Source organism: Prosthecobacter sp. Pr1, from assembly GCF_057652315.1.
The window spans coordinates 68463-93947 of the sequence record NZ_JBYFBS010000022.1 but is presented as its reverse complement, the minus strand read 5'-3'; the positions used below and the strand labels follow the sequence as shown (position 1 = coordinate 93947).

The window sequence follows — 25485 nt, the reverse complement described above, 5'->3', positions numbered from 1 at the left end:
TGGTTCTATGGTTTATCTCTGGCGTGCATGCAATTCGTTCCAATTCAAGAATTGGCAGACATCGTTCGCTTTGGTAAAAGCATGGATCATGCCTTTTCTCAACTACCACCACCTGCGCTACTTTCGTGCCATTGCCACGGAGGGAAGCCTGACTCAGGCGGCGAAGCACCTGAAGCTGTCGCAGTCGGCGCTGAGCGTGCAGCTCCGCAGCCTGGAGGAGAGCCTGGGGCTGGCGTTGTTTGAGCGGAAGCACAAGGCGCTGGTGCTGACGGAGGCGGGGCGCATCGCGCTGGAGTATGCGAATGCGATTTTCCACAGCGGGGAGGAGCTGACGGACCTGCTGAAGAATCGCGCGGGGCGGAGCCGTGGGCTGCTGCGCGTGGGGGCGGCATCGAACTTGTCGCGGAATTTCCAGCTGAGCTTTTTGCGTCCGCTGATTCCGCGGGATGACGTGGAGCTGATCATCCACTCGGGCAGTCTGCGCGAGCTGCTGGCGCAGCTGCAGACGCACACGCTGGATGTGGTGCTGTCCAACACACCGGTTCGGCGTGATGCGGAGACGGGCTGGCACAGCCATCTGCTGGACGAGCAGGCGGTGAGCCTGGTGGGGCACAAGAAGCGCGGCATGAAGCCGTTTCGTTTTCCCGAGGATCTGGAAACGGTGCCCATCGTGCTGCCAAGTCTGGAGAGCAGCATCCGCACGGCGTTTGATGTGCTGATGGATCAGACGGGGATCCGGCCCATCATCGCGGCGGAAGTGGATGACATGGCCATGCTGCGACTGATGGCACGTGAAACGCACGGCGTGACGCTGGTGCCGCCCGTGGTGGTCAAAGACGAACTGGAAAGCGGGGAACTGGTGGAGCGACACAAGTTTCCGCAGATCAAGGAAAGCTTTTATGCGATCACGCCGAGCCGGCGGTTTCCGAACATGATTTTGCGAGAGCTGATGAAACCGAAGATCGAGCGGAGAAGAGTGGGCGGTGGGTGATGCGAGTGTTGGTGGGTGGCTTGGTGGCGGTTTTAGACAGGATTAACAAGAGGGCAGAATTGCAGGATTTTTTTCTGAAGGGTGGCAGTGGCGCAGAGTCATGGGCCTCTAATCCTGGAATCCTGGAATTCTGTTAATCCTGTCAAAGATGGCACCGCACGACCCCTGAGCAAAATATGCCGCAGCGTGAACGAGAGCGCATCACCGGCCTCTGGATGATCAAAGACCTTTCTGCTTCCGAAACAGCGCGGCCTGCCTGCGGGAGATCTCCACCTTGTCCCCGGAGGCCAGTGTGGCCTGGAGGCCGCCGCTGAACCATTCGGTGACGTCGGTGATGGCGCGGGTGTTGATGAGCTGGGCGCGGTTGGCGCGGAAGAAAATGGGCAGGTTCAGGCGCTGCTCCAGAGTGCCGAGCGAGCGGGGCAGCAGCACTTTGCCGCCCTCAAAGAAGACATGCGTGTGGTTGCCCTCAGACTGCAGCAGGTAGATGGAGCGCACGGGCACGAACCACGTGCGCTGCTCTCCTTTGAGCAGCACGCGGTCAGTTTCGCGCAGAGGCGGCTCATCCTGCTGCGCTTCGGCATCAGAAGGGGCGGGATCGTGGAGCTTTTGAATGACGGCGGCGAGGCGGGCGGGATCGACGGGCTTGAGGAGATAGCCGACGGCATTCACCTCAAAGGCACGCAGGGCGTGCGCATCATAGGCGGTGCAGAAGACGACCTGCGGGCTGTGGCCGCCTGCGTTCATGGCATTGACGAATTCAAAGCCGTCCATCTCGGGCATCTGGATGTCGAGAAAGAGGACGTCGGGCTTCAGCGCGGGCAGCAGGCTCAGCGCGGCGTGGCCGCTGTCGGCCTCTCCCACGATCTCGATTTCGGGATGTGCCTCCAGCAGCCGGCGCATTTCGCGGCGGGCCATGCGTTCGTCGTCGATGAGGAGGGCTTTCATGGTTGCTGCGATTGCGGGAGTAGGACGGAGGCCTCCACTCCGCCGGCAGTTTGGTTGAGAGTCATGGTGGCGGCGCTGCCGAAGAGCAGGGTCAGGCGCTCCCGCGTGTGTGAGAGGCCGATGCCGCCTTTGTCCTGCCAGTTTTCCACGAGGGCACCGGAATTCTTCACCACCAGCTTCAGGGCCCCGGAGTCCAGGCTGGCCTCGTAGCTCAGAAAGCCCGGCCCCAGTTTGGCGGCCACGCCGTGCTTCACGGCATTCTCCACCAGAGTGACGAGCAGCAGCGGCGGAACGAGCGCCTTTTCACAACCGCTGCCGACGTGCCGCTCCACCTGCAGGCGGTCGCCGTAGCGTGCGAGTTCGAGGCCCAGCAGGGCATCGACGGCGATGAGTTCATCGCGCAGGGGGATGAGCTTGTGATCGCTGGAGGTCAGCGAGGCGCGGAGCACGAGCGAGAGCCGCGTCACGGCATCACGCGCCTGCTCCGGGTTTTCATCGATGAGCGCACGGAGGGTGTTGAGAGAGTTGAAAAGGAAATGCGGATTGAGCTGGGTGGCGATGGTCTGCAGACGCGCCTCCTTGATGGCGGCGGCATGGCGGAGGGAGGCGACCTCAATCTGATGCAGCCGCGTGAAGGCCTGGCAGGCATAATAGAGCGCGGCCCACATGCCCAGGAGGAAGAGGGCCACGGCACCGGTGGCGATCAGCTCAATGAGCAGCCCCCGGCCTGCGACCTCCGCGCCAATCCCCATCCGGGCAAAACACCAGCGCAGGGCATTGAGGATGACTGAAATGACGGCCGCGAACGCCACGCAGGTGAGCATGACCACCGGCACCAGACGCTTCAGCGGGGAGAGATCCCAGCGGTGCCGCAGGGAGAGAAGATGCAGCTGGTGCGTGGCCAGAATGCCGCAGAGAATCATGGCCACGTTTTGCAGCCACATGAGCGGCTGCAGCGCGGAAAAGGCCTGCCTGAGCGCCTCCGCCGTGGCCGGGGCGTCAGCATCAAAGGCGATGGCGGGCGGTCCGGAGATCAGCGTGACGGTGACCATCAGCGCAAACAAGGACCAGAACCCCGTCTGCATGAGGCGATAGCCGCGCCCGGCGAAGGGCGGTGTGGTGCCGGTGCTCTGCAGTGCCTCGTTCATTTCCATGCCACTCTGCGCCACGCCGGGTGAAATGCCAGTCGGCAGTGACCGGGAGGCCTCCAGCAGTGATGAACGGTGGAAAAGCCCCATGAGCGGCGGCTGCCGCTCATCCACGCCGGATGCCGCTTGTCATGCGGATTCATCCGCTGGTCTGAATCCTGCCGCAGAAAATGTGGATGGCGTGATGATTGAATCCATGAACTTCAGTAAACAGCCCCCATTTCTCCGCAAGACGCGGTGCTGCGCGCTGGCCCTGCTGGGCTGCCAGATGCTGCTGGCAGGCTGCAGCTTCATCCCGAAGCAGGAGCGCCCCGCCGCCCCGGTGAGCGCGCGCTTTCCGCAGGGTGGCGGCACCGAGGCCGGCAGCAGCGAGCTGCCATGGCGCAGCGTGTTCGGTGGTGACGCACGGCTGGTGCGGCTCATCGACATCGCGCTGGCAAACAACCGCGATCTGCGCGTGGCCATGCTGCGCGTGGAGGAGGCGCGGGCGCAGTACCGCATCGAGCGCGCGCCGCTGCTGCCCACCGTGTCCGCGACAGGCGATCTGGCGCAGAGCCACCTGGCCGGGCTGACCACGGAGCAGTGGTCCGCCAAGGTGGGCACCACCTCGTATGAGCTGGACTTGTTTGGCCGCATCCGCAGCCTGAGCGCGAAGGCGCTGGAGACCTACCTGGCCAAAACGGAAACGCAGCGCGCCGCGCAGGTGACGCTCATTGCAGAGCTGGCCACGCAATACTATACTGTGAGGCGGCTGGATGAGCTCATCGAAAACACGAAGAAGACACTGGCCGTGGTGGAGGAAAGCTACCGCCTCAATGAGAGCATTTTCAAAGCGGGCGGCCTGCTGGAGCTGGACCTGCGCCTGTCCGAGACGCAGGTGCTCACGGCGAAGTCCAATATCATTTCCTACCAGCGCCAGCGCGCGCAGGCGGAGAACGGCCTGGTGCTCATGCTCGGCCAGCCGCTGCCGAATGGGCTGCCGCAGGGCAGGGCGCTGGCGGATGCACCGGTGAAGGCGGTCTCCGCAGGGCTGCCTTCGGAGCTGCTGCTGGGGCGGCCGGACATCCTCGCGGCGGAGCACACGCTGCGTGCGGCCAATGCGGACATCGGTGCGGCGCGCGCGGCCTTCTTCCCGACCGTGAAGCTGACCGCCTCCGATGGCACCACCAGCGCGGAGCTCACGAGCCTCTTCGGCGCAAACACGGCGGTGTGGAGCTTTGCGCCGCAGATCAGCCTGCCCATTTTTGCCGGCGGCCGGAACAAGGCGAACCTTGACGCGACAAAGGTGCGCACGCGCATCGAGGTGGCCAACTACGAGAAGGCCATCCAAAGCGCCTTCCGGGAGGTGGCGGATGCGCTGGTGGCGCAGCGTGCGGCGCGGGAGCAGATCCGCACGCTGGAGGAGCTGACCGCCGCCCAGCAGCGGCGCTATGACCTGGCCGCCGCACGGGATCAGCGCGGCGTGGCGACTTATCTGAATGTGATGACGGCGCAGCAGGATCTCTTCACCGCGCAGCAAAACCTCATCGGCTCACGCTATGACGCGGTGGCCGCACGCATCAAACTTTATCAGGCCGTCGGAGGCGGCTGGAAATGAACCCACGCATCTTCATCTTGTTGTCACTCGTTGCCCTTTCAGCCTGCAAACCACCGGGGGCGGGCATGCTGCGCTATGAGACCGCCACCGTCGGCAAAGGAGACCTGCGCGCCGTGGTGATGGCCAGCGGCACGCTCAGCGCGGTGGTGAGCGTGGACGTGGGCTGCCAGGTGTCCGGCCGTGTCATGAAGCTCAACGCGGACTTCAACTCCATCGTGAAGCGCGGGGACCTCATCGCGGAGCTGGACACCTCCATCTATGCCGCCAAGGTGAAGGCCGCCGAAGGAGAGCTGGCGGGAGCCAGGGCCAGCGCCATGTGGAAGAAGCAGAACCTGGCCCGCAAGAAGGAGCTCTTTCCCCTGCGCGGAGTCATGGCGCTGGATGTGGAGCAGGCCGTGGCGGAGCTGGGGCAGGCGGATGCCACCGTGACCATCAAGGAGGCGGTGCTCGATCAGGCTCAAACGGACCTGAGCTACTGTCGCATCTCCGCGCCGGTGGACGGCATCGTGGTTTCACGAAAGGTGGACGCAGGCCAGACGGTCGTCGCGGCCATGAACACGCCGGTGCTCTTCACCATCGCGCAGGACATTAAAAAAATGCGCATCAGCGCCACGGTCTCCGAGGCGGACATCGGCCGTGTGAAGATGGGGCAGAAGGTGGACTTCACCGTGGACGCCTTTCCGGATGATGTCTTCAGCGGCGAGGTGGTGCAGGTGCGCATCTCCCCCACGACGAAGGAGAATGTGGTGACCTATGAAACGCTCATCGACGTGGAGAATCCAGAGCAGCGGCTTTTTCCCGGCATGACGGCGGACGTTTCCATCCTGACCGCGGAGAGAAGCGGCGTGCTGAAGGTGCCGAACACCGCGCTGCGCTTCACCCCGCCGGAAGGCAGCAAGGTCACGGGCTCCGCCGATGCAAAGCTCCAGCGCAGGCAGCAGCTGGTGTACGTGCTGGAAGGCACGGAGAAAGAGCCCGTGCTGCGCGCCGCGATCATCACCACGGGCATCACGGACAACAGCGAGACGGAGGTCTTGGAGGGCCTGGAGGCCGGTGCGCGCGTGATCACCGCCAGCCGGGGCGGAGCCAAAGAGGACGCGGGAGGCCCGCCGCCATCCATATAGCCATGAGCACGAAGGAGACAGTCATTGAGCTGGAAAACCTCCAGAAGATCTACCGCACGGGCGATGTGGAGGTGCGCGCCGTGAATGGGGTCAGTCTGCAAATCGGGCGCGGCGAGTTCGTGGCCATCATGGGCTCCAGCGGCTCCGGCAAGTCCACGCTCATGAACATGCTCGGCTGCCTGGACCAGCCCACCGCAGGCAGCTACCTGCTGGATGGTGTGGATGTGGCGAAGCTGGGCCGCGCGGAACTCTCGCGCCTGCGCAATCAGAAGCTCGGCTTTGTCTTCCAGAGCTTCAACCTGCTGGCCCGCACCACGGCGTGTGAGAATGTGGAGCTGCCGCTCTTTTACACCAGCCCGCATGTGCCGCTGCGGGAGCGCCGGCGGCGCGCGATCGAGGCGCTGGAAAAAGTGGGGCTGGGCGCACGCCTTTACAATCACCCGAACCAGCTCTCCGGCGGCCAGCAGCAGCGTGTGGCCATCGCCCGCGCGCTGGTGAACAGGCCGGAGCTCGTGCTGGCGGACGAGCCCACGGGCAACCTGGACACACGCACCAGCATCGAGGTCATGGGCCTGTTTCAGGAGCTGAATGACGCGGGCATCACCGTGGTGATGGTGACGCATGAACTGGACATCGCCGCGTACTGCAAGCGCATCATCGTCATGCGTGATGGCAGGGTCATTCGTGATGAGCCGTGCACCGCGCGCCTCTTTGCCGGCGTCCAGCGTGCCGCGCTGGATGCGTCCGAACAACACGCCAGCCTCTCCACCACGCCATGATGCGCGCGCTCACATCTCCGCTGCTGCGTGCAGGCCTCACGGCCATGATCGCCTTCCGCGCGCTGCGGCGGAACAAGCTGCGCAGCATCCTCACCGCGCTGGGCATCATCATCGGCGTGGCCTCGGTGGTCTCCATCATGGCGCTGGGGCGCGGCACGCAGCGGCGCATTCAGGACCAGGTGTCCTCCCTGGGCTCCAATCTGCTCATGGTGTTTTCCAAAAGCCGGCGCACAAACGCTGCCGCCGCAGGCAGCGGCGAATCCAGCAATCTGACGCTGGAGGACGTGGAGGCAATCCGCCGGGAGGTGCGCAGCGTGCAGGCCGCGAGCCCCGAGGTGACGCTCTCAGCGCAGGCCGTTGCCGCCGGACGGAACTGGAGCACGACCATCGCCGGAGAGTCCGCCGGCTACCTGCGCATACGCGACTGGCCGCTGGCGCGCGGCAGCATGTTTACGGAAAGGGAGGTGCGCAGCTCCGCGCGCGTGGCGGTCATCGGCTCGCGCACGGCACGGGAGCTCTTTGGCCCGCTGGACCCCGTGGGGCAGACGGTGCGGATCAAGAACATGCCCTTCACCATCATCGGCCAGCTTGAAAGCAAGGGCGCAGGCATGGGCGGCGCCAATCAGGACGACCGCATCCTCATTCCCTACACCACGGCCATGCGGCGGCTCACGGGAGACAAGTATCCGAGGCTCGTCACGCTGCAGATCAGCAGCGACGGGCTCATGAACGCCGCGCAGGAGCAGGTGACCGCGCTGCTGCGCCAGCGCCACCACCTGGGCGAAGGCCGCAAGAACGACTTCGACATCGTCAATCAGAAGGAGATCGCTGACACGGTGAACAGCATCACCAGCACGCTCACCTATTTGCTCGGCGGCATCGCGGGGCTGTCGCTGCTCGTCGGTGGCATCGGCATCATGAACATCATGCTCGTCAGCGTCACCGAGCGCACGCGGGAGATCGGCACGCGCATCGCCGTGGGCGCGCAGCCGCGGGACATCTTGCTGCAGTTCCTCATCGAGTCCGTCACCCTGAGCCTGCTCGGCGGGGCCATCGGCGTGGCACTCGGTTTCGCCGCCAGTGCTGCTGCGAGCATGATCCCCAATTTCCATCCCTCCGTCTCCCTCGGCAGCGTGGTGGTGGCCTTTGGCATCAGCTTCAGCGTGGGCGTGTTCTTTGGCTTCTATCCAGCCCGCAAGGCTGCGAACATGAACCCGATCGCCGCGCTGAGATTTGAATGATACGAGTCTGCGGAGACGCACTGCGGGCTTGGTGGCTGTTTTGACAGGATTAACAAGAGTGCAGAATTTCAGGATTTTTTTCTGAAGACTGGCTCGGCGTTCGGTGTGTTTTCGGGTGGATTAAAAACATGAGGCGCAGGGTCATTTGGCTTTAATCCTGTAATCTTGGAATTCTGTTAATCCTGTCAAAGATGACACCGCATGACCACTGAGGATGATTTGTCAGAGCGTGAGAGATAGCGCTGCGCGAAGATGATTATCGATCGTGGCTTGGTGGCTGTTTAGACAGGATTAACAAGATGGCAGAATTGCAGGATTTTTTTCTGACGGGCGGCTCTGCGGCTGATGTGTTTGCGATGGTGTACAAACCTGCTTCTGGTGGCGCAGAGTCATGGGCCTTTAATCCTGAAATCTTGGAATTCTGTTAATCCTGTCAAAGATGGCACCGCATGACACTGAGGGAACGAATTTGGAAGTTCGTTTTACGGTCGTGTGTTACCACCCGCCGCCCATGGCTTTGATGAGGCGGACGGTGCTGATGAAGCGCTGGGAGGTGACTTGATTGGCCTGGCGTTCGGTCTGGAGGCGGGTGCGTTCGGCGTCGAGGAATTCGAGGTAGCCGACGGTGCCGCTGTCGTAGCGGGCGTGGGTGAGTTCGGCGGCCTGGGAGGCGGCGGCGAGGGCTTCGTTTTGGGCGGCGGACTGCTCGGCGCGGTAACGGGTTTGAGCGAGGGTGGACTCGACGTCTTTCAAGGCGGAGAGCACGGCCTGACGATAATTGGCGATGGCTTCCTCCCGGGCTTCGCGTTTTCTGCGGACATTGGCATGGATGAGGGCGAAGCCGGTGACGGGCAGGCTGAGGCTGGGGCCGATGGACCAGACGCGGCTGTCTGCGGTGAAGAGGCTGGTGGTGTCCTTGCTCAGGTAACCGCCCTGGCCGGTGAGGCTGATGGCGGGGAAATAAGCGGCGGTGGCGACGCCGATGTCGGCATTGCGTGAGGCGACGATGCGCTCGGCGGCGGCGACATCGGGGCGGCGCTCCAGGATGTGGGCGGGAAGTCCGGCGGGGATGACGGGCGGTGAGCCGTGCAGGGGGCGCTCGGCGAGGGTGAAGGTGGTGGCGGGGACGCCGCAGAGGAGGGAGAGATTGTCTGAGGCTTCCTGGCGCTGGCGTTTGATGTCGGCGAGTTCGGCCTTGGCGGTGGCGACTTCGGTTTTGCTGCGTGCGACGTCGGTCTCCTGAATGGTGCCGGCGGTGAAGCGCTGCTGGATGAGGGCGAGGCCTTTTTCACGCAGGGCGATGGTGCGGCGCAGAGACGCGAGATCGGCATCCAGCGCACGAAGCTGGAAGTAGGTGGCGGCGACGTCTCCGGTGAGGGTGAGGAGGACGTTGTTGAAATCTGCGGCGCTGGACTCTGACTGGGCGCGGGCGGATTCAAAGGAGCGGCGCACCTTGCCCCAGAGATCGAGCTCGTAACTGAGGTCGAGGGTTTCGCTGTAGGTGTTGATCTGCGCGGAGGGGATCTTCACCGGCACGGGCGTGGGCAGATGGCCGGAGGTGCGCTCGCGCTTGTTGCGTGAGTTGAGATCGAAGGATGGATACCAATCGGTGGCGGCGGCGCGGGCATTGGCGCGTGCCTGCTGGATGCGGGCGAAGGCGGCGCGGAGGTTTTGATTGTCCGCGATGGCGAGGGCTTCGAGGCGGTTGAGTTCGCTGTCGCGGAAGACTTTCCACCACTCGCCTTTGGGGGAGTCATCGCGCGGGGCGCCGGGCTGCCAGCGCCAGGTGGCGGGGGTGATGTCGGTGGTGTCCGGCTTCTTGTAATCGGGCCCGACAGTGCAGGCCGCGAGCCCCATGAGGAGGACGGGGACGAGGCAGAGGCGTGGGAGGGGAATTGCCATGAGGTGATGAGGGGGCTGAGGCTGAGGAGCCGATGCTGGATGCTGGATCAGAGCGCGAAACGTGAATGAGGAATTGGGGAGGTTTGCTTCTCGGTAGAAGTGTCGCGCGGGTTAGGCGCAGCCGATGCGGGATCGTAGGATGGGTGTGGCGACAGCCCGCCCGTCCAGCAGCGTACGGCAGGCGCTGTGGCGTACGAACGTCCTCGCAGTCGGGCGGTTTGGCGGAGTGGTGTTCGAGCGAGGAAGAGCGCCATGCGCGCCAAACACACCCAACCTACGGCCGGAGCGGCTGCTGCGAATGAGGTGTGGTTTTGTGATTGGGCGATTCATTTGAGGTTTCTCGGCGAGCTTTGAGTGTATGCGAGGCCGTGACCGGAACCGCCTGAAGGCGGGACTACAATACTTGCTTGGCGTAACGCGGGGCTGAGGGCATGCGGGGCGGTAGGATCGAGGACGAGTTCGAGTGAGGCGCTAGGCGATGGACGGAGCGGGCTGGGGAGGCAGGGCGTCTTCGCGGGCGGCGCGGCGGGCTTCGCGTTTGGCAGCACGGCGGTTTCGCCATTCGACGATGTCGTCGAAGTAGGAATAGATGACGGGCGTGGCGAGGAGGGTGAGGAGGAGGGACAAGGTCTGGCCGCCGAGGATGACGCCTGCGGTGGCGTTGTTGAACGCGGCACCGACGCCGCGGGCGAACATCATGGGCACCATGCCGGCGACGAAGGCGAGGGTGGTCATGAGGATGGGGCGGAGACGGTCTTTGTTGGCTTTGAGGATGGCCTCCAGGCGATCGAGTCCTTTGGCGCGAAGCTGGATGGTGTGGTCAATTTGAAGGATGCCGTTTTTCTTGACCATGCCGAAGAGGACGAGGACGCCGAGCATGGAGAAGAGATTGAGCGACTGGCCAAAGATGATGAGGGAAAGGATGGCGAAGGGCAGCGTGAGCGGCAGCGCGAGCAGGATGGTGAGGGGATGGATCCAGCTCTCAAACTGCGCGGCGAGGATGAGATACATGAAGACAAAGGCCATGAGGAAGGCCATGCCGAAGGCTTTGCCAGTGCGGGCCATTTCCTTGGACCGGCCTGCGACGCCGCTGCTGTAATCAGCAGGAAGGTTTTGCTTTTTCACGATGGCATCGATGGCATCGACGATTTTGCTTTCACCGACGTCGGGTGCGTTGTTCGCGCTGATGGTGACCTGACGGCGGCGGTTGAGGCGGTCGATCTGTGAGGGGCCGGAGGTTTGCTCGAGCTTGAGCACGTTGTCGAGTGCGACGGGCACGCCGCTGGCACTGGGGACGGAGAGCTGGGCCATGGCTTCGCGGTTGTTGCGGTAGCCGGCTTCGGCGCGGAGGTGGATGTCGTACTGCTCACCGGCTTCGTCGTAGGTGGAGACATCGAGGCCGCCGACGAGGAGGCGCAGGGTGGTGGAGAGATCGGCGATGTTCACACCAAGCTGGCCTGCTTTGCTGCGGTCCACGCTGGCGGTGATCTCGGGCTTGCCGCTGATGAGGGTGGAGTCCAAGTCGCGGATGCCGGGGATGTTTTTGGCCTCCTTCATGATGACATCTGTGGCGGCGGTGAGGCGATCAAGATCGGGGCCTGCGACATAGAACTGGATGTTGGCGCTGGACTGTCCGGTGTTGAACGGCGGCACGGCGAGAACGGTCATGCGCCACTCGGCGGGGTACTTGGGCAGGATCTCTTTGCGCACCTGATCCATGATGTCCTGCTGCGTGGCTTTGCGGGTGTCGGGATCGGTGAGGCGGACGTAGATGCCGGCGAGATTGGGCACGCGCTGGTCGTTGTCGCCAATGGTGAGGAGGGTGGACTCGACGCCGGGCAGGGCGCGGATGCTGCGGGCGACGCGCTCGCCGAGGAGATCGGTGGAGGCGAGGGTGGTGCCTTCGGGGACGCGGATGTTGACGATGAACTCGGCTTCTTCCGTGGGTGGCATGAAGCTTTTTTGCACGATGCCCATGAGCGTGGGCAGGGAGGCGAGCGCGCCGAAGCAGGCGAGGATGACGACCCAGCGGTGGCGCATGGAGAAGCGCAGCATGATCATGTAAACGGCCTCGATGGGGCGGTAGAAAACATTCACCACGCGGTCGAGAGCGCGCTCGATCCAGCTCTTGCGGCGGCGGTTCAGCATGCGTGCGGCGAGGGAGGGCACGAGGGTGAAGCTGATGAGCAATGACACGGCGATGGCGAAGGCCATGGTGAGGCCGAAGCTCTTCAAGAACATGCCGACGATGCCGCTGAGGAAGGCGACGGGGACGAAGACGGCGAGGAGCGAGAGCGTGGTGGCCATGACGGCGAGGCCGATCTCGCGCGTGCCATTGATGGCGGCGTCATGCGCGTTTTCGCCTTTCTCCTCCATGTGATGGACGATGTTTTCCACGACGATGATGGCGTCATCGATGACGATGCCGACGGCGAGCGCGAGGGCGACGAGGCTGATCTGATTGAGCGTGACATCCTGCGCCCACATGACGCCGAAGGCGGCGATGATGGAGGTGGGAATGGACAGCGCGGCGATGACGGTGGCGCGAGTGTTTCCAAGGAAGAGCAGCACGATGAGCGCGGCAAACACGGCCCCGAGGATGAGATGCTCCTGCACGGCGTGGGTGCTGGTGCGGATGACGAGGGAATTGTCACGCACGACATTGATGGAGTAGCCGGCGGGGAGGATTTTCTTCACTTCGTCCAGGCGCTCCTGCACGGCATCGACCACCTTGATGGTGTTTTCGCCGGACTGCTTGCGCAGGGAGATGACGACGCTGGGGATGCCATTGCGGCGTGCGGCGGTCTGGGGCTCTTCTTCGCCATCGTCCACGCGGGCGACATCGCCGAGTCGCACAAGGCCGCCGTCTTTTTCACGCACGACCATCTGGCGCAGCTCGGCCACGGAGGCGGCCTTGCCGAGGACGCGCAGGCCTTCCTGGCTGGCGGCGTCTTTGACAGTGCCTGCGGGGATCTGCACGTTCTGCGACTTCAGCGCCTTCTGCACATCGATGGCGGTGAGATTGAAGGAGCGGAGGCGCACCGGGTCCATCCACACATTGATCTGGCGCTTGCGGCCGCCGAGCAGGGTGGCCTGACCGACGCCGGGCACGCTTTCAAGCTGACGGCGCAGTACCTTGTCCGCGTATTCGGTGATCTCGCGCGCGGGGCGGTCAGCGGTGAGCGCGACGTTGAGGATGGGCGAGGCATCGGGGTCGAGCTTTTCGACGATGGGTGGATCGGCATCGTCGGGGAGATCGACGATGATGCGGTTCACGCGGTCGCGGATTTCTTGCGCGGCGACGTCCACGTTCTTTTCCAGCAGGAAGACGACGATGACCTGGGAGATGCCTTCGCTGGAGACGGAGCGGAGTTCATCAATGCCGCTGACGGTGTTCACCGCTTCTTCGATCTTGTCGGTGATCTGGGTTTCGACCTCCTTCGGCGTGGCGCCATTGAGACGCGTGGTGATGGCGACGGTGGGGAAGTCCACCTTCGGAAAGCGGTCCACGGGCAGGCGGGTGTAACCGATGAGGCCGACGACGACAAACACCAGCACGATGACGCTGGCGAGGACGGGGCGCTGAACACAGATGCGGGCGAGCCATTGCATGAGTTAGAAAGGGGAAGGGGGATTAAGCCGGGGAGGGGATGGCGGCGCTGTCGGTTGGAGCTTGAGGGAGGTGGGCCAAGCTCATGGGCGGAGTAGAGATGCTGTGGACGTTCGGTTTGCCGCAGAGGGGCAGAGAGGCAGAGGGAGCAGAGATGGAAGAGTGTTTGGCGGAGGGCTGAGAATCGTAGATGGTATTACGTGGGAATTAATACCATTCGCGTTGGAGGCCTCGGGTGCGCTCATGGTGGTGCGTTAGGATTGAGGCGTGGTCTGCACGGGGACGCCGTCGGCGGCATCGGGGCCGGGGGAGAGGACGACGTTTTCGCCCTGCTTCACGCCGCGGCGGATTTCGATGCGGTCTTTGTCGGTCTCTCCGATTTCGACGAGGCGTTCGGTGAGCTGGCCGGACTCGACGACCCAGACTTTTTGATTGGCACCCTCCGCACGCACGGCGTTGGCGGGAATGGTGACGGCGGTCTGCGGCGGGAGTGCGAGGCGGGCTTCGGCGAAAAGGCCGGGGCGGAGGCGGCCGTCGGTGTTGAGCACCTCGGCCTCCACCTGGAGATCGCGGGTTTCAGCGCGCACGGTGGCGCCGATGAACTTGACGGTGCCGGTGAAGACTTCGCCGGGAAAAGGGGACACGCTGAACTCCACAGTCTGCCCCACGCGGATGAGTCCGACGGAAGGCTCCGCGACATTCACGAGGAGGCGCAGGTGCTGAAGATCGACAACTTGCGCGACCTTGGAGTTTGCCATGACGTATTCGCCTGCGGTGACAAAGCGCTCTGACACGGTGCCGGCAAACGGGGCGCGGATGGTGGCGTCTTCCAGGGTCTTCTTGCTCATGTCACGGCGTGCTTCCGCGGCGGAGAGGCTGGCGGCGGCACCATCGCGATCTGCCTTGATGCGGGCGAAGTCGGTTTCGGCGACGGCCTTCATCTGCGCGAGCGGGGCGTTGCGCTTCACTTCGCTCTCGGCGAGATCGAGCTTGGATTTTGCCTGCACCACATTGGCTTCGGCTTCGGCTAGATTGAGTTCGGCGGTGCGGCTGTCGAGCTGCACGAGGACATCGCCGGTTTTGACGATGGTGCCGCGCTCGACGGGGGTCTCGATCACTTTGCCGGTGGTGTCTGCTGCGACGGCGGCGTTTTGTGCGGCGGTGATTTCACCGGTGAGGCGCAGGTAGCGCGGCATGGGCCCCTGCTGTGCGGCGGCGGTTTTGACGGAGATGGCGGCCACAGGTTTTGGTGCTGCGGCAGGTGCGGCAGCGGGCGCTTTGCTGCAGCCGGTGAAGGCGAAACCCAGCGCGCTGAGGGCGAGTGCGGGGGCGTATTTGAGGAGGGGGGAGGTCATGACTGTTTTTTCGAGCGTGAGGCGGGTTTCGGCTGGGCGGCGCGGCGGGTGGTGAGGGCGCCGAGAACGAAGTCGGCGATGTTGTCTGCGAGGCGCTGCACTTCGGGAGCTGTCTTCGGCACGGGCGGGCCGAGGCGGTCCACGAAGACGCGGCAGTGATCGTAGTGAATGCAGAGTCCGATGATGTGATGGCAGTAGAGGATGCAGTCTTCATCCACCTTCTTTCTGCCGAGCACGGCGGCGATGATGCGCTGCAGCTCCTCATGGAAGGGGCCGACGACGAGCTTGATGAATTCGTTGAGGCAGGGGGTGGGCTCGCGCATTTCGTGGGCCATGAGCTGGCTCTTCACGGGATTGGCGGCGCGCTTGAGCAGCATATGGTCCAGGAGGTGATGGATCCAGCTGCGCAGGGTGTCTTCCGGTGAAGCGCCGTCTGCGAGCGTGACGGGCGGATCTTTGTCCATCTTGCTGGCGCAGGAGGAGAGGAAGACTTCGCGGTAGAGTCCTTCTTTGCTGCCAAAGTAGTACTTCACGGAGGCCACGTTGGCCTTCGCCTTGAGACAGATGGCGCGGAGGCTGGCCTTCTCAAAGCCGTCTTTGGCGAAGACGGTGGCGGCGGCCGTCAGCAGGCGCTCGCGGCGCGCCTCGGCATCATGTTCACGGGATGGGGGAGAGTTAAACATGCGTTTATAAACGGGTGTTTAACTTGCGAAGCGCGAATCGTCAAATGATTTTGGGCCTCGGGAGATTTGGCGAAATCAAAAAAAGAGGGCGTGGAGTCCTTGCAGACTCACGCCCAGGTCAGCGCATCGGATCTGCGGTGCGGTTGAACTTCAACGCTGACATCAGACATAACGCGGCATGGTGAGAGCGCGGATGTATCCACGAATTTTTTGTTTCAAAGAAACGGGCGGTCCACGGCGGAACGTCTTGCTCGCACCAATGCGCCGTGCGTTGTGGTGAAGTGCATGACACCGGAAATATGCAGTTCTCAATCAAAGCACCCGGGCATCTCTTCACAGTTCACTTTTTCAGAGTCTTCTGAAACGCATCCACGCGGACCTGGGCGCGGACGTAGTCCTCCACGGTGAGGAGGGGCTGCAATTCCTTGACCTTGGCGGCGGCGTCCGGATAGCCCTGAGCGGAGGCGAGGAGATACCACTTCATGGCATTGACGAGGTCCTTCTCAATGCCCGAACCGGTCTCATAGCACCCTGCAAGATTGAACTGGGCCTCTTTCAGCCCCTGCTCGGCGGCCTTGGTGTACCACGTCACGGCGATGATGGGAGACTGCGCCACTCCGGTGCCGTTCGCATGGCAGATGCCCAGGTCATTCTGCGCTCCCGCGAGCCCCTGATCCGCAGCCTTCTGAAACCATTTCACGGCCAGCGCGGCATCCTTCGGCACGCCGGTGCCGTTTTGGTGGCAGGTGCCCAGCCAGTACTGCGCCTTAGAGTAGCCTTGGTTCGCGGATTTGGCATACCACATCATGGCTTGCGGCACATCCTTGGTCACGCCGGTGCCGTTGTAGTAGCAGCTTGCCAGATTGTACTGCGCCGTATAAAGCCCCCAGTCTGCGGCTTTGCGGTAATGCTCCACGGCTTTGGCGGCGTCCTTCTCGACGCCCTCGCCGAATTCATAGAGATATCCGAGCATGTATCGCGCAGAAGGGTTGTCATTCTCGACGGCTTTGCGGAACCACTCGGCGGCGACCGGGAGATCTACAGCGACGCCTTCGCCGGTGTAGTGCGCCATGCCGAGTTGATACTGGGCCTCGTCATTTCCACCTGCTGCCGCCAGACGGTACCAGCGCACGGCCTCAGCGGCATCCTTGGGCACGCCATTGCCTTCACGGCTGGCATTGCCCAGGTGAACCATGGCCACGGGGAAGCCCTGCTCTGCGGACTTGCGCAGCCACTTTAATGCCTGCGGCACATCCTGCTGAACGCCGGTGCCTTTCATCAGGCATTGGCCCAGCCAGCCCTGACACTGATACTCGCCCATTTCTGCACCTTTGCGGAACCATTTCACGGCCTCCTCGTTGTCCACAGGCACTCCATTTCCGACCAGGTACTTCACGCCGTTGTTCAGCATGTCATACTGCGTCTGCAGATCCGCCTGAGCGGAAGGGGTGGGAACGGCGGGGGCGGGTGAAGGCGCTGCATCGGCCGTGGGCGGTGGTGCGCCGGCGTCTGCGGGGACGGAGATTTCCGTGCCGCCCAGAAACTTCATGTAGAGGGTGATGGCGACCACACCGGCCAAGCCGAGGCTGACTGCCGTGATGGCGAAGGGTCGCCCGTTGGTGGATTCCTTGCGCAGGACGATGGCCTTGGCCGCCAGATCATGCAGGCACTGGCGATTGCGCGTCCACAGGGCCATGAGGATGCCGATGCCGAGTGTGAGGATGGAGAAGGGCTTGGCCAAAAAACGGCGCAGCGCCTGGGCTCGGCTGAGGCGCTGGCCGTTTAAGTCTGCCACCATGAGTCCGCAGGCCTGCTTTCCCAGCGTGCCCTGCTGCGCGGAGCTTTCCATGAGCACGAAGTACAGCAGCGTGAGGATGAAGAGGAACACCATGATCAGGTGGAGCTGCGTGGAGGTGTTTTCCGGCCCGGGTGCCCGTGAGTTTAAAAAGGCCTGATTGAACCCGCAGAAACCGGCGACGATGGCGTAAACGAGCAAGTCGATGATCCCGGCGCAGATGCGGTAATAGAATGGCGCAGGGCCGCCCTCCAGGAGCAGGGGATCTGCTGCCAGCGTCGAGATGACAGGCGGCGGCCGAAAGGTCCTCGCCTGCTGCGGGGAGTGCGGCTGTGCCTGCGGTGGCTGATACGGCTGCAGCGGTGGCGGCGGGGGCTGCTGAGAGTGCGTTTGCGGTTGCAGCTGCGGTTGCGGTGCTGCGACCTGTGGCTGCGGCGGCTCGGCTTGTCGTTCTTCGTGTAGCGGCTGCGGCTGCGGCTGCGGCTGCGGCTGCGGCTGGGTCTGCGGCTGGATCTGCATGTGCCGGGGGCGTGGTGTGGCGGCAGCGGGCACTCCCGGGCGCTGCGGCTGCCAGGCCATGCCCGCGACGCCTTCCGGCTGAAAGGGAAACGCATCGTCGGCGAGGTCAAAGAGATGCGAGTAAGCCTGGTAAATCGGGTGGATGTCGTCGTCTCCCGCGTCCCGCAGCGCCGCCTCATAGACCTGGTTCAGAGTCTCCCGTGTGATGGGTGCGTGAAGGGAGAGAATGCGCAGGGCTTCGTGAGTGGTCATAGGGACGGGGCGGCCATCGAAGCATTGAAGGAAATAGATGCCAGTGGTAGTTTTACAACTACATAACATTTGCAGCGCACTTGCCGAGAATGGCTGGTCGCTAGTGAATGGCCGGGCAAAGCAAGGGTGTGCGCAAACTCGCCGTGGCGCGTATGAGTGGCCCGTGTTGAAGAGTGGCATGGGAGCCACCGAAACCATGTTGCCGCAACGCCCGGTGACGTGGCTGGGGGAGGTAGCGCGGCCCTTGCCTGCGAGGCCTTGGTTATTCCAGGCGGATGCGGGCGATGTAGATGGCGGCGGGGAGCGCGACGTGGCGGTTGGGCGGTGGCTTGCCGGTGCTGTCTTCGTGGGAGGAGTAGTAGCTGACCCAGAGCTCGTTATTATGCCATACCATGCCAGGGTAGCCGGTGTCGCTGCCGCCGCTGGGAAGGGTGAGGGCGATGTCGTAGTGCTGGCGGTCCATGCTGGCGATGACGGTGGAGAAGGGCTTGCGGTAGCTGCGGCCTGCGGCGATGAGCGTGCGGTCCGGGAGGATGATGAAGTTTGGCCCGCCGAGGCGGTGCTCTGTGGTATGCCATTGCCATTCGTGGTAGGGCGGGCGGCTGGTGCCGATGTAGCCAAACAGGGTGCCGCGCTCGCGACGGACGAGGGCGATCATCTCGCCATCGGGCTGCATGCGCACGGTGGCTTCATTGGGCCGGCCGGGGACATCGAGGTGGGTGACGAGGTCCCATTTCAAGCCGTCAGTGCTGGTGACGAGCTGGGCTTTCCATGGATAGGGGCCGGGGGGCACGGGGCCGTCTGCCTCTGCGGCGGCGGCCACGGCGGGATCGGGGTGCTGGGCGCGGAGGTAGGAGTAGCTGATGCCGTAGGCCCGGCCCTGAAACCAGTCGATGCGCCACAGCCACTGGCCTTCTTCGAGGACTTTGGCGGGCGGGGTCCAGGTGAGGCCGTCGGTGGAGAACATGACGCGGGGCTGCTTGGTCTTGAGCAGCGGGGGCTGGGTGTCGTAGTTCCAGATGGAGCCGCCGGCGACGATCATGAGCTGGCCGTCGGGCTTGAGGGAGAATTTGGGATCGCGCAGATCCACGCCGTCTTCGGCGATGAACGCGGCGGATTCCCAGGCGAGGCCATCGGTGGAGCGGAGGACGCGCACCTTGCCGTCATCGCCTGCGTGAGAGATGCCTTCGCGGAAGCAGCAGAACCATTGGTCGCGGTAGCGGGTCAGGTCGGTGAAGGCATTGTAGGCGCCTTTGTCCCAGATGCGTTTGGAGGTGACGAGCACGGGCTTGCGCACAGCGTCTGCAGCCGCGGCGGGCCTGCCGCAGAGGAGCGTGAGAGCCGGGGCGAGCAGGAGGAGAGTAAGCCAGGGGCGTGTGCGGCGGAGCATGGGCATGGGGCTTTAACGCGACCAGAACGCGCGATTGATGATTAAAAAATGAGGCGGGGAAGGGGCGCTGCCTTGATTCCATGCATCCAGCGGGCAAGTGAGGGGGCTTTATCTCAAGGTGACTTCACGGGTGTTTCTGCCATGAAGCGTTCAATTGGGGCAGGGGGCATCCAGGCGCATCTCGGGCGCATGGTGGTAGGTGCTGGTATGGAGAGAAGTCAGCGCAGCAGGTGCACGAGCTGCAGGAGGCGGTAGCTGCTCCAGAGGAGGGCGGGGAAGGTGACGACGAAGACTGAGAAGAGCAGCCCGAGGCGGAAGAGGCGCGGGGTGAAGCGGGGGCTGAGGGTGGGGCGCATGAGGCGCAGGGGGCAGTCGATGAGCCAGCCGCCGGTGTAGGCGGCATTGGCGATGAGGGGGACGACCACGATGGCGGCGGGCTCCACGGCGTCTTCGCCGGGCTGGAGGACGCCGGCATTTTCAATGCAGGAGGTGAAGAGCAGGAGCGAGGCAAAGCCAATGATGCCGAGGATGGCATTGAATGGAATGCGCCGCCGCTCCCACCAGCCGATGATGCGCCCCGGAGTGACGGGCTCCTCGGGAGCTGTGAACAACCACTGCATGGTATGACGGATGCGTTTCATGGCGTGCTCAGTACACGTGGTGATGAGGGTGAACCGTTGGTTTGAGGATCAGCGTTTGACGGCTGCCGCGGCGATGGTGCCGTGTGTTTCATGGGCGGCAATGAACCCTCTGGTCTTGACGACGGTGGGCTGCCGGGTGGCGGTCAGGGCGTGAAAGGGGTCGAAGGCGGCGGCGCAGGCGATGAGTTTGGCGGGGGAGTTCATTGGATGGCTGCTTATCGGGTTGGACTAGGAGGAGATCGTACGGTGCGAGCATGAAGTATGCAACGTGCAAAAGTAAATGCTGCGAACGGGCAGGCGAATGAGAAGCCGGATGGGTGAAACGGAAATGTGACAAAGCGGGCGGCGAGTGCCGCAGTGGAAGGGGAGGCTGGTTTTTGAACCGGTTCCTTGAAGGGCGTGCTTCGCCATTTTCGGGGGTGCCGGCATGTCCAAAAAAGAGGCCAATCATGCCTCGCTTCTTCTTTTTCGGAGTCGAGCAGCCATCCTGACTACATTTTCAAACAAGCTGCTATCTTTGGGTATTTTATATTTTGGCCGGCCCGGCGCTCATTTCTTTCCCCCTTCATCACTTCCGGGCCTGCTGAAACTCCTGCACGCGCTGCTCGGCCTGGGCGCGCTGCTGCTGGGTGAGCCGGGGGGCCAGGTTTCGGGCTCCCTCCGCAGCGTGGGCGTCCCCCTGCGCGGCGGCCAGAAGATACCACTTCATGGCCTCCACCACGTCCGCCGCCGTGCCGGTGCCGGACTCGTAGTAAACGCCCAGATTTGCCTGCGCCTGCACAAGGCCCTGCTCTGCGGCTTTGCGATAACAGTTCAGGGCTTCGACACGGTCTTCCGCCACTCCAAAGCCGGACTCGTAGCAGGTGGCCAGGTGGTTCTGCGCCTTGGCATATCTCTGGGCTGCGGCTTTGGTGAACCATGCCACGGCCAGCGCCGGGTCCTTTGGCACGCCGGTGCCGTGCGTGTAGCACAGGCCCAGGGCTGTCTGCGCCGGCGCGTATCCCAGCTCAGCGCCTTTGCGGTACCACTGCACGGCAGTGGCGGCGTCCTGCGCCACGCCCACGCCTTTTTCATAGCACGCGGCGAGTTCATACTGCGCCACATCCAGCCCCTGCGCCGCCGCCTTTTGCAGCCATGGCACTCCGGCTGCGGGATCCTTCGTCACGCCGCTGCCGGCGAAACAGGCGCGCGCCAGATTGAACTGCGCCATGGGATGGCCCTGGTCGGCGGCTTTGCGGTACCACTTCGCCCCCTCGGTGGCATCCGGCGGTTTCCCCAGCCCGGAGACGCAGAGTGAGCCCACGAGGAACTGGGATTCCGCATCGCCCCGATTTGCGAGCATGATGATTTCTTCCAGCGTCTTGGAGTTCGAATTGGTCGCTGCCGGGGCCGGCGGGGTGGCTGCAGGAGCAGCAGGCGGCGGGGAGGGTGGCACCACGGGGCCGGTGGGTTTGAAGTCGATCGACCGCTGATAGGCCTCCGCACGTTGCCCGGGCGTCGCATCTTCTTCCACAATGGCGTACATCGTGCCGGCGGGCTTGTGGCCATTGCGCAGGGAGATCAGCAGCCATTTCATGGACTCCACGAAGTCTTTGGGTACGCCACTCCCCATGAAATACGCGGCGCCCAGGAGCGCCTGGGCCAAGGCATGTCCCTGCTCCGCAGCACGGCGGTACCACTCTGCCGCCACCGCCAGGTCTTTCGGCAGCCCGTCTTTACCGAGGGAATAGGTGGACCCCATGTGGAGCTGCGCCGCCGCATTGCCCGCCTCCGCCCACCTGCGATGCTCAGACAGCGGCAGGTCGTGGCGCCACTTGGGATTTTCAGAAACAGCAGCAGCAGGTGTTGCAGCCGCTGGCGGTGCAGCAGCCGTTGGCGGTGGGGAGTCTGCCGACGCAGACCTACCCGGGCGAAACGCCGCCGCCCTCTGCTCCGCCTCATCACGCTGCTCCGGCTTCATTTGCGCGGCCACGTCTTGGGCTTTTTCGGCGGATCCTTTCTCCGCCTGCGCCGCCGCGAGGAGGAGCCATTTCAGCGCCTCGACGAGATCCTTCGGCACGCCTTCGCCCGACGCGTAGGCCATGCCCAGCCTCTCCTGCGCCATCGGATGCCCCTGCTCGGCAGCTTTGAGGTGCCACCGCATGGCTTCGACGAGATCCTTCGCCACGCCTTCGCCCTGCACGTAGCAGTAACCCACGCTGTACTGCCCGGGTGCATAGCCCTGATCAGCCGCTTTGCGGTACCACTTCAGCGCTTCGGCGGGGTTCTTTGCCATGCCGATGCCCTGCAGGCAGCACGTGCCCAGGTAGTTCTGCGCCTTGGCAAAGCCCTGCTCAGCGGCTTTGGCATACCACTGCACCGCGGTGGCGGCATCCTGCGGCACGCCTTTCCCGTCTTCGTAGCGCGTGCCGAGTTCAAACTGCGCTTCAGGCAGCCCCTGCTCCGCCAGGGTGCGCTGCTCTTCCAGCGGGAGATCTGCCCGCCACGGGGAATTGGCCACCGCAGCAGCAGGCGCCGCTATGGCGTTGCCAGGTTGCATAGGAGCAGCGCCCACCGTCGCCGCAGGTGCAGGTGTAACGCTCGGTGGGGCGGTCATGGCCAGCCCAGCGGCACGCTCCTGCTGCCTCTCACTCTGCCGTTTGCGCCACTCGGCTGACTTTTGCTCAAAGGCCTGCAGCTCGGCGCTCGTCATCTTTTTTTGCACCACCAGCAGATTCTTCTGCGCCACGGCGAGCCCTTGGGACTCGGCAAGGCTCAGCCACAGGCACGCCTCCACCCGGTCAGGTGCCACGCCCTCGCCCTGGGCCAGGATCAGCCCCAGGCGGTTCTGCGCCTGCAAGTTGCCGCCCTCCGCCGCCTGCCTGATCCACTGTGCGGCAGCCGCAGAATCCTGCGGCACCCCCTTGCCCAGGGTGTACAGGGCCGCCAGCTCAGCCTGGGCGTCGGCAAGGCCCTGCTCCGCCGCCTTTTGCTGCCACCGGGCGGCTTCCATCGCATCCTGCGGCACGCCCTGGCCATTATAGTAGGCCATGCCCAGCATATGCTGCGCCTCCGCATGCCCTTGGTCCGCCGCTTTGCGCAGCCACCGCATGGCCTCCACGAAATCCTGCGGCACGCCGGTGCCAGCAGTGTAAGCCGCACCCATGCCGAGCTGCGCCTCTGCATCGCCCTGCTCGGCCGCTTTGCGCAGCCATTTCACCGCCGCCTGTGGGTCCTGGCTCGCGGCCTCGCCTGTGAAATAGCGCCTGCCCAGCTCCAGCTGCGCCTTTGCATTGCCCTGCTCCGCCAGCGCCGTCAGCCCCGGCAGATCCAGCGCTTGCACCTCCGCCAGGCTCAGGCTTTGCGGTGGCCTGTCCGCAGGCGCGACAGCCGCAGGCGCGGTTTCCGCCTCGCGGCCTCGCTTGGAGGGGGCGAGCAGCAGTGCAAACAGCCCCAGCAGCGCCACCACGCCCACAGCGGCCACTCCCCAGGCCACCTTCGTCATCGCGCCCATCTTCCGCGGCTTCGGGGCCGACCGCAGCAGCGGCGGCAGCGGCTGGGCCTGACTGTCGGGCAGCGGCGCCTTCTCCAGCGGCGGTGGCGGTGGCATGGCAGGCATCACCGGCGGCTCAGGGGCCCGGGCCAGCGGCGTCTGCGGGCGGGGCGTGCTCGCCTGCGGCACCCTCGGCGGCGCCGTCATGGGCCCGGCCGCCGCCGCCGCCCCCTGACCCTGATAGGGAAACTCCGTGTCCGGCAGCTCATGCAGCCAAAGATAGGCCTCATACATGCGCTCCAGCATCGCCGCCGCCTTCGTCTGCAGGTGCGCATTTCCCTCGAACCGGTCCGGCTGCCACACCAGGCCTCCCTGTTCATACGCCCTCGTCAAAGTCTCCCGGCTGATGGGTGCGGAAAGATCGAGAATATCCAAAGCTTCATGAGTAGTCATCGTGCCTAACTCTCATCGAAGCATCAAAGCAAACCTCTGTCACGTGCCGAATATCTTGGAGGTGCCCCTCGTTCGCCGCCTGTGCTCCCCTGAACCTCGATCCCCCTCCACACCACCGTCTCCCACACCTCTGCAGGCGTGCCGCACCACCGCGAAAAGTAGCACGGGCCATCCTGCCCGTAAGCGGCGCACTCTTCACGGGCAGGATTGCCCGTGCTACTGCCCGACTCGTTTCCACCGACCTCCTCCCTGCTCTGGCGAGAATGGCTGCCGCCTGACACTCTTCCGCATCTGCTCCGGTCAGCTTCTTAGCGTCTGCAACCGATAGACTCGGCTTCTCATCCAAGCGCGCAGCTCTGCAGGCTTCGTCAATGCTGAGTCATGAGGCTGAAAATGAAATGCTTGTGCAGCAAGTCTCCACAAAATGCCTGGCAACTTTTTTGGTGAGTCCGCCGTTTTGCTGCTTGGACTTGAGACGCTCGATGTCGTCAAACACCTGGGGGGCGTTTTCCAGCGTCATGACCTGCCCGGCGGCGGCGGCCTCCCTGGACGGCTCCATGCCGGGAGGCGCAGCGGCGGTACTTGGGGTGGTATTATCTGGTACTCCGGCCGGTGAAGACGGAAAGCAGATGCCAGGCATGAATGGCACTCAGTTAAGGCGGGCCGTCGTTCGTTTTCATAGTCCCTTAGGCAGTGTTTTGGTGAGGCACTGACGCGAACGCGGCAGCTTCTTGGAGTGCGGTGACAGAGATGCACGGCGCAAGCCTGCATCGACGACACCGCTTTCGCGGGGGGTAGCGCGCTCCGTTGGTCTGAGATTACCGTCCGGCTTGCGAAAGCGGCGTCGCGCCAAGGCTTGCCGCACGCACTCCAAGACGCTGTCGCGTGGCTTGGTTCCCTGGTCGCCAAACCCACGATCCATGCTCTTAACTGAGTGCCATTCATGCCTGGCATTCTGTGCAGCAGACACGGTTCAAAGCATTGATTTGCAATCCGTCTTCTCGATCTCTGCACTTTCGCAGCAGGCGCGCGGCGGCCAAGAATGTTGTTGGCCATACCCAGCAGTTCCTTCTGCTGCGATAGCTTCAAACTTCAGCCTCTTAGCCGCTACAACCTAGATGCGTACGAGTGATAAAATTCAACCTCGTCAGTCGATGGCTCCTTCCGGCAGCTCATCTTCAGGTCCCCATGTGTCTGACTTAAAGTAGATCTCCTTGTAGTCCTTGTACCAAGACTTTAAAACCAGCCGCGCTATGTCCGCTACTGTGCGGTGCATCTGAGTTTCGCTTTCAGACTCCTCGGCAAAGTCATCTGCCAGCCATTCATTAAAATAGGGCCAGTCGTCGCTCCACCACTTATTGCCGTCGAAGCAGATTTGGTGGCCGTCACATTCGGCGATGTAAATTCCAGTATGGGGTAGGCTCATGGTTGTTGCAGAGTTTGAAGGATGAAGCGGAAATATTCTGGGTCATTTTGCATGAATTTGACAGGATCAGCATGCAGTCTTTCGATGCCTCGGGTCAAGAGTTCCGTGCCCCGGCCCCCGTAGTCCTTCCCCATGTAGTGATCGCCACCGCGGGCAGCA

Annotated in this window: 18 protein-coding genes; 5 read left to right on the top strand and 13 right to left on the bottom strand. The window is 63.6% G+C overall.

Annotated features, from left to right (window positions below; genetic code table 11):
- The first annotated feature begins 88 nt into the window (after positions 1–88).
- A complete protein-coding gene (locus AC24GY_RS25795; protein WP_487688926.1) occupies positions 89–991 on the top strand; it encodes a LysR family transcriptional regulator in 903 nt (300 codons plus the stop codon).
- A gap of 219 nt (positions 992–1210) precedes the next feature.
- Here the strand turns inward: AC24GY_RS25795 and AC24GY_RS25790 are convergent, their stop codons facing one another.
- Together AC24GY_RS25790 and AC24GY_RS25785 are read right to left on the bottom strand one after the other, a co-directional pair.
- Complete coding sequence (locus AC24GY_RS25790; protein ID WP_487688922.1) at positions 1211–1939, bottom strand: LytR/AlgR family response regulator transcription factor; 729 nt, start codon at positions 1937–1939, stop codon at positions 1211–1213.
- Complete coding sequence (locus AC24GY_RS25785; protein ID WP_487688920.1) at positions 1936–3087, bottom strand: sensor histidine kinase; 1152 nt, start codon at positions 3085–3087, stop codon at positions 1936–1938. The genes AC24GY_RS25790 and AC24GY_RS25785 overlap by 4 nt, the downstream gene beginning before the upstream one ends.
- A 4-nt stretch (positions 3088–3091) precedes the next feature.
- On the opposite strand from AC24GY_RS25785, the gene AC24GY_RS25780 reads away from it, so the two are divergent.
- Genes AC24GY_RS25780 through AC24GY_RS25765 form a run of 4 tightly spaced genes read left to right on the top strand, consistent with a single transcriptional unit; the run spans position 3092 to position 7828 of the window.
- On the top strand, positions 3092–4684 hold the full coding sequence (locus AC24GY_RS25780) for an efflux transporter outer membrane subunit (RefSeq protein WP_487688917.1): 1593 nt from the start codon (positions 3092–3094) through the stop codon (positions 4682–4684).
- Complete coding sequence (locus tag AC24GY_RS25775; RefSeq protein WP_487688914.1) at positions 4681–5808, top strand: efflux RND transporter periplasmic adaptor subunit; 1128 nt, start codon at positions 4681–4683, stop codon at positions 5806–5808. Before AC24GY_RS25780 ends, AC24GY_RS25775 begins: the two co-directional genes overlap by 4 nt.
- A gap of 2 nt (positions 5809–5810) precedes the next feature.
- Entirely contained in the window at positions 5811–6587 is a 777-nt protein-coding gene (locus tag AC24GY_RS25770; RefSeq protein WP_422316608.1) for an ABC transporter ATP-binding protein, read from the top strand.
- Positions 6584–7828 (top strand): ABC transporter permease, encoded by a 1245-nt coding sequence (locus AC24GY_RS25765; protein ID WP_422316606.1) that lies wholly within the window; start codon positions 6584–6586, stop codon positions 7826–7828. Before AC24GY_RS25770 ends, AC24GY_RS25765 begins: the two co-directional genes overlap by 4 nt.
- 495 nt (positions 7829–8323) lie before the next feature.
- Here AC24GY_RS25765 and AC24GY_RS25760 read toward each other — a convergent pair whose 3' ends face one another.
- The 11 genes from AC24GY_RS25760 to AC24GY_RS25710 form a co-directional block, all read right to left on the bottom strand.
- Positions 8324–9730, bottom strand: a complete 1407-nt coding sequence (locus AC24GY_RS25760) for an efflux transporter outer membrane subunit (protein ID WP_487688911.1) — start codon at positions 9728–9730, stop codon at positions 8324–8326.
- A gap of 471 nt (positions 9731–10201) precedes the next feature.
- Entirely contained in the window at positions 10202–13342 is a 3141-nt protein-coding gene (locus tag AC24GY_RS25755; RefSeq protein ID WP_487688908.1) for an efflux RND transporter permease subunit, read from the bottom strand.
- 252 nt (positions 13343–13594) lie between these two features.
- Positions 13595–14695 (bottom strand): efflux RND transporter periplasmic adaptor subunit, encoded by a 1101-nt coding sequence (locus AC24GY_RS25750; protein WP_487688905.1) that lies wholly within the window; start codon positions 14693–14695, stop codon positions 13595–13597.
- Complete coding sequence (locus AC24GY_RS25745; protein WP_422316249.1) at positions 14692–15378, bottom strand: CerR family C-terminal domain-containing protein; 687 nt, start codon at positions 15376–15378, stop codon at positions 14692–14694. Before AC24GY_RS25745 ends, AC24GY_RS25750 begins: the two co-directional genes overlap by 4 nt.
- A 340-nt stretch (positions 15379–15718) precedes the next feature.
- Positions 15719–17944: an RDD family protein gene (locus AC24GY_RS25740; RefSeq protein ID WP_487688901.1), complete on the bottom strand. Its 2226-nt coding sequence runs from the start codon at positions 17942–17944 to the stop codon at positions 15719–15721.
- A gap of 262 nt (positions 17945–18206) precedes the next feature.
- A complete protein-coding gene (locus AC24GY_RS25735) occupies positions 18207–19334 on the bottom strand; it encodes a sialidase family protein (RefSeq protein ID WP_487688899.1) in 1128 nt (375 codons plus the stop codon).
- A gap of 218 nt (positions 19335–19552) precedes the next feature.
- Positions 19553–19975 carry a hypothetical protein gene (locus AC24GY_RS25730; RefSeq protein WP_422318506.1) on the bottom strand — a complete coding sequence of 141 codons (423 nt, stop codon included), beginning with the start codon at positions 19973–19975 and terminating at the stop codon, positions 19553–19555.
- A 48-nt stretch (positions 19976–20023) separates the two neighbouring features.
- Positions 20024–20179: a hypothetical protein gene (locus AC24GY_RS25725; RefSeq protein ID WP_487688896.1), complete on the bottom strand. Its 156-nt coding sequence runs from the start codon at positions 20177–20179 to the stop codon at positions 20024–20026.
- Between the two features lie 364 nt (positions 20180–20543).
- The gene (locus AC24GY_RS25720; RefSeq protein ID WP_487688893.1) at positions 20544–23900 is read right to left on the bottom strand and encodes an SEL1-like repeat protein; all 3357 of its coding nucleotides are present in this window, start codon (positions 23898–23900) and stop codon (positions 20544–20546) included.
- Between the two features lie 379 nt (positions 23901–24279).
- Entirely contained in the window at positions 24280–24540 is a 261-nt protein-coding gene (locus tag AC24GY_RS25715) for a hypothetical protein (RefSeq protein ID WP_487688890.1), read from the bottom strand.
- 507 nt (positions 24541–25047) lie between these two features.
- Positions 25048–25326 (bottom strand): hypothetical protein, encoded by a 279-nt coding sequence (locus AC24GY_RS25710; RefSeq protein WP_487688886.1) that lies wholly within the window; start codon positions 25324–25326, stop codon positions 25048–25050.
- Positions 25327–25485 lie beyond the last annotated feature (159 nt).

What these genes read in the sequence shown, in the direction of transcription:
- AC24GY_RS25795 (WP_487688926.1), top strand. Translation starts at nt 89, where the DNA reads ATGCCTTTTCTCAACTACCACCACCTGCGCTACTTTCGTGCCATTGCC.
- AC24GY_RS25790 (WP_487688922.1), bottom strand. Translation starts at nt 1,939, where the DNA reads ATGAAAGCCCTCCTCATCGACGACGAACGCATGGCCCGCCGCGAAATG.
- AC24GY_RS25785 (WP_487688920.1), bottom strand. Translation starts at nt 3,087, where the DNA reads ATGAACGAGGCACTGCAGAGCACCGGCACCACACCGCCCTTCGCCGGG.
- AC24GY_RS25780 (WP_487688917.1), top strand. Translation starts at nt 3,092, where the DNA reads ATGCCACTCTGCGCCACGCCGGGTGAAATGCCAGTCGGCAGTGACCGG.
- AC24GY_RS25775 (WP_487688914.1), top strand. Translation starts at nt 4,681, where the DNA reads ATGAACCCACGCATCTTCATCTTGTTGTCACTCGTTGCCCTTTCAGCC.
- AC24GY_RS25770 (WP_422316608.1), top strand. Translation starts at nt 5,811, where the DNA reads ATGAGCACGAAGGAGACAGTCATTGAGCTGGAAAACCTCCAGAAGATC.
- AC24GY_RS25765 (WP_422316606.1), top strand. Translation starts at nt 6,584, where the DNA reads ATGATGCGCGCGCTCACATCTCCGCTGCTGCGTGCAGGCCTCACGGCC.
- AC24GY_RS25760 (WP_487688911.1), bottom strand. Translation starts at nt 9,730, where the DNA reads ATGGCAATTCCCCTCCCACGCCTCTGCCTCGTCCCCGTCCTCCTCATG.
- AC24GY_RS25755 (WP_487688908.1), bottom strand. Translation starts at nt 13,342, where the DNA reads ATGCAATGGCTCGCCCGCATCTGTGTTCAGCGCCCCGTCCTCGCCAGC.
- AC24GY_RS25750 (WP_487688905.1), bottom strand. Translation starts at nt 14,695, where the DNA reads ATGACCTCCCCCCTCCTCAAATACGCCCCCGCACTCGCCCTCAGCGCG.
- AC24GY_RS25745 (WP_422316249.1), bottom strand. Translation starts at nt 15,378, where the DNA reads ATGTTTAACTCTCCCCCATCCCGTGAACATGATGCCGAGGCGCGCCGC.
- AC24GY_RS25740 (WP_487688901.1), bottom strand. Translation starts at nt 17,944, where the DNA reads ATGACCACTCACGAAGCCCTGCGCATTCTCTCCCTTCACGCACCCATC.
- AC24GY_RS25735 (WP_487688899.1), bottom strand. Translation starts at nt 19,334, where the DNA reads ATGCTCCGCCGCACACGCCCCTGGCTTACTCTCCTCCTGCTCGCCCCG.
- AC24GY_RS25730 (WP_422318506.1), bottom strand. Translation starts at nt 19,975, where the DNA reads ATGAAACGCATCCGTCATACCATGCAGTGGTTGTTCACAGCTCCCGAG.
- AC24GY_RS25725 (WP_487688896.1), bottom strand. Translation starts at nt 20,179, where the DNA reads ATGAACTCCCCCGCCAAACTCATCGCCTGCGCCGCCGCCTTCGACCCC.
- AC24GY_RS25720 (WP_487688893.1), bottom strand. Translation starts at nt 23,900, where the DNA reads ATGACTACTCATGAAGCTTTGGATATTCTCGATCTTTCCGCACCCATC.
- AC24GY_RS25715 (WP_487688890.1), bottom strand. Translation starts at nt 24,540, where the DNA reads ATGCCTGGCATCTGCTTTCCGTCTTCACCGGCCGGAGTACCAGATAAT.
- AC24GY_RS25710 (WP_487688886.1), bottom strand. Translation starts at nt 25,326, where the DNA reads ATGAGCCTACCCCATACTGGAATTTACATCGCCGAATGTGACGGCCAC.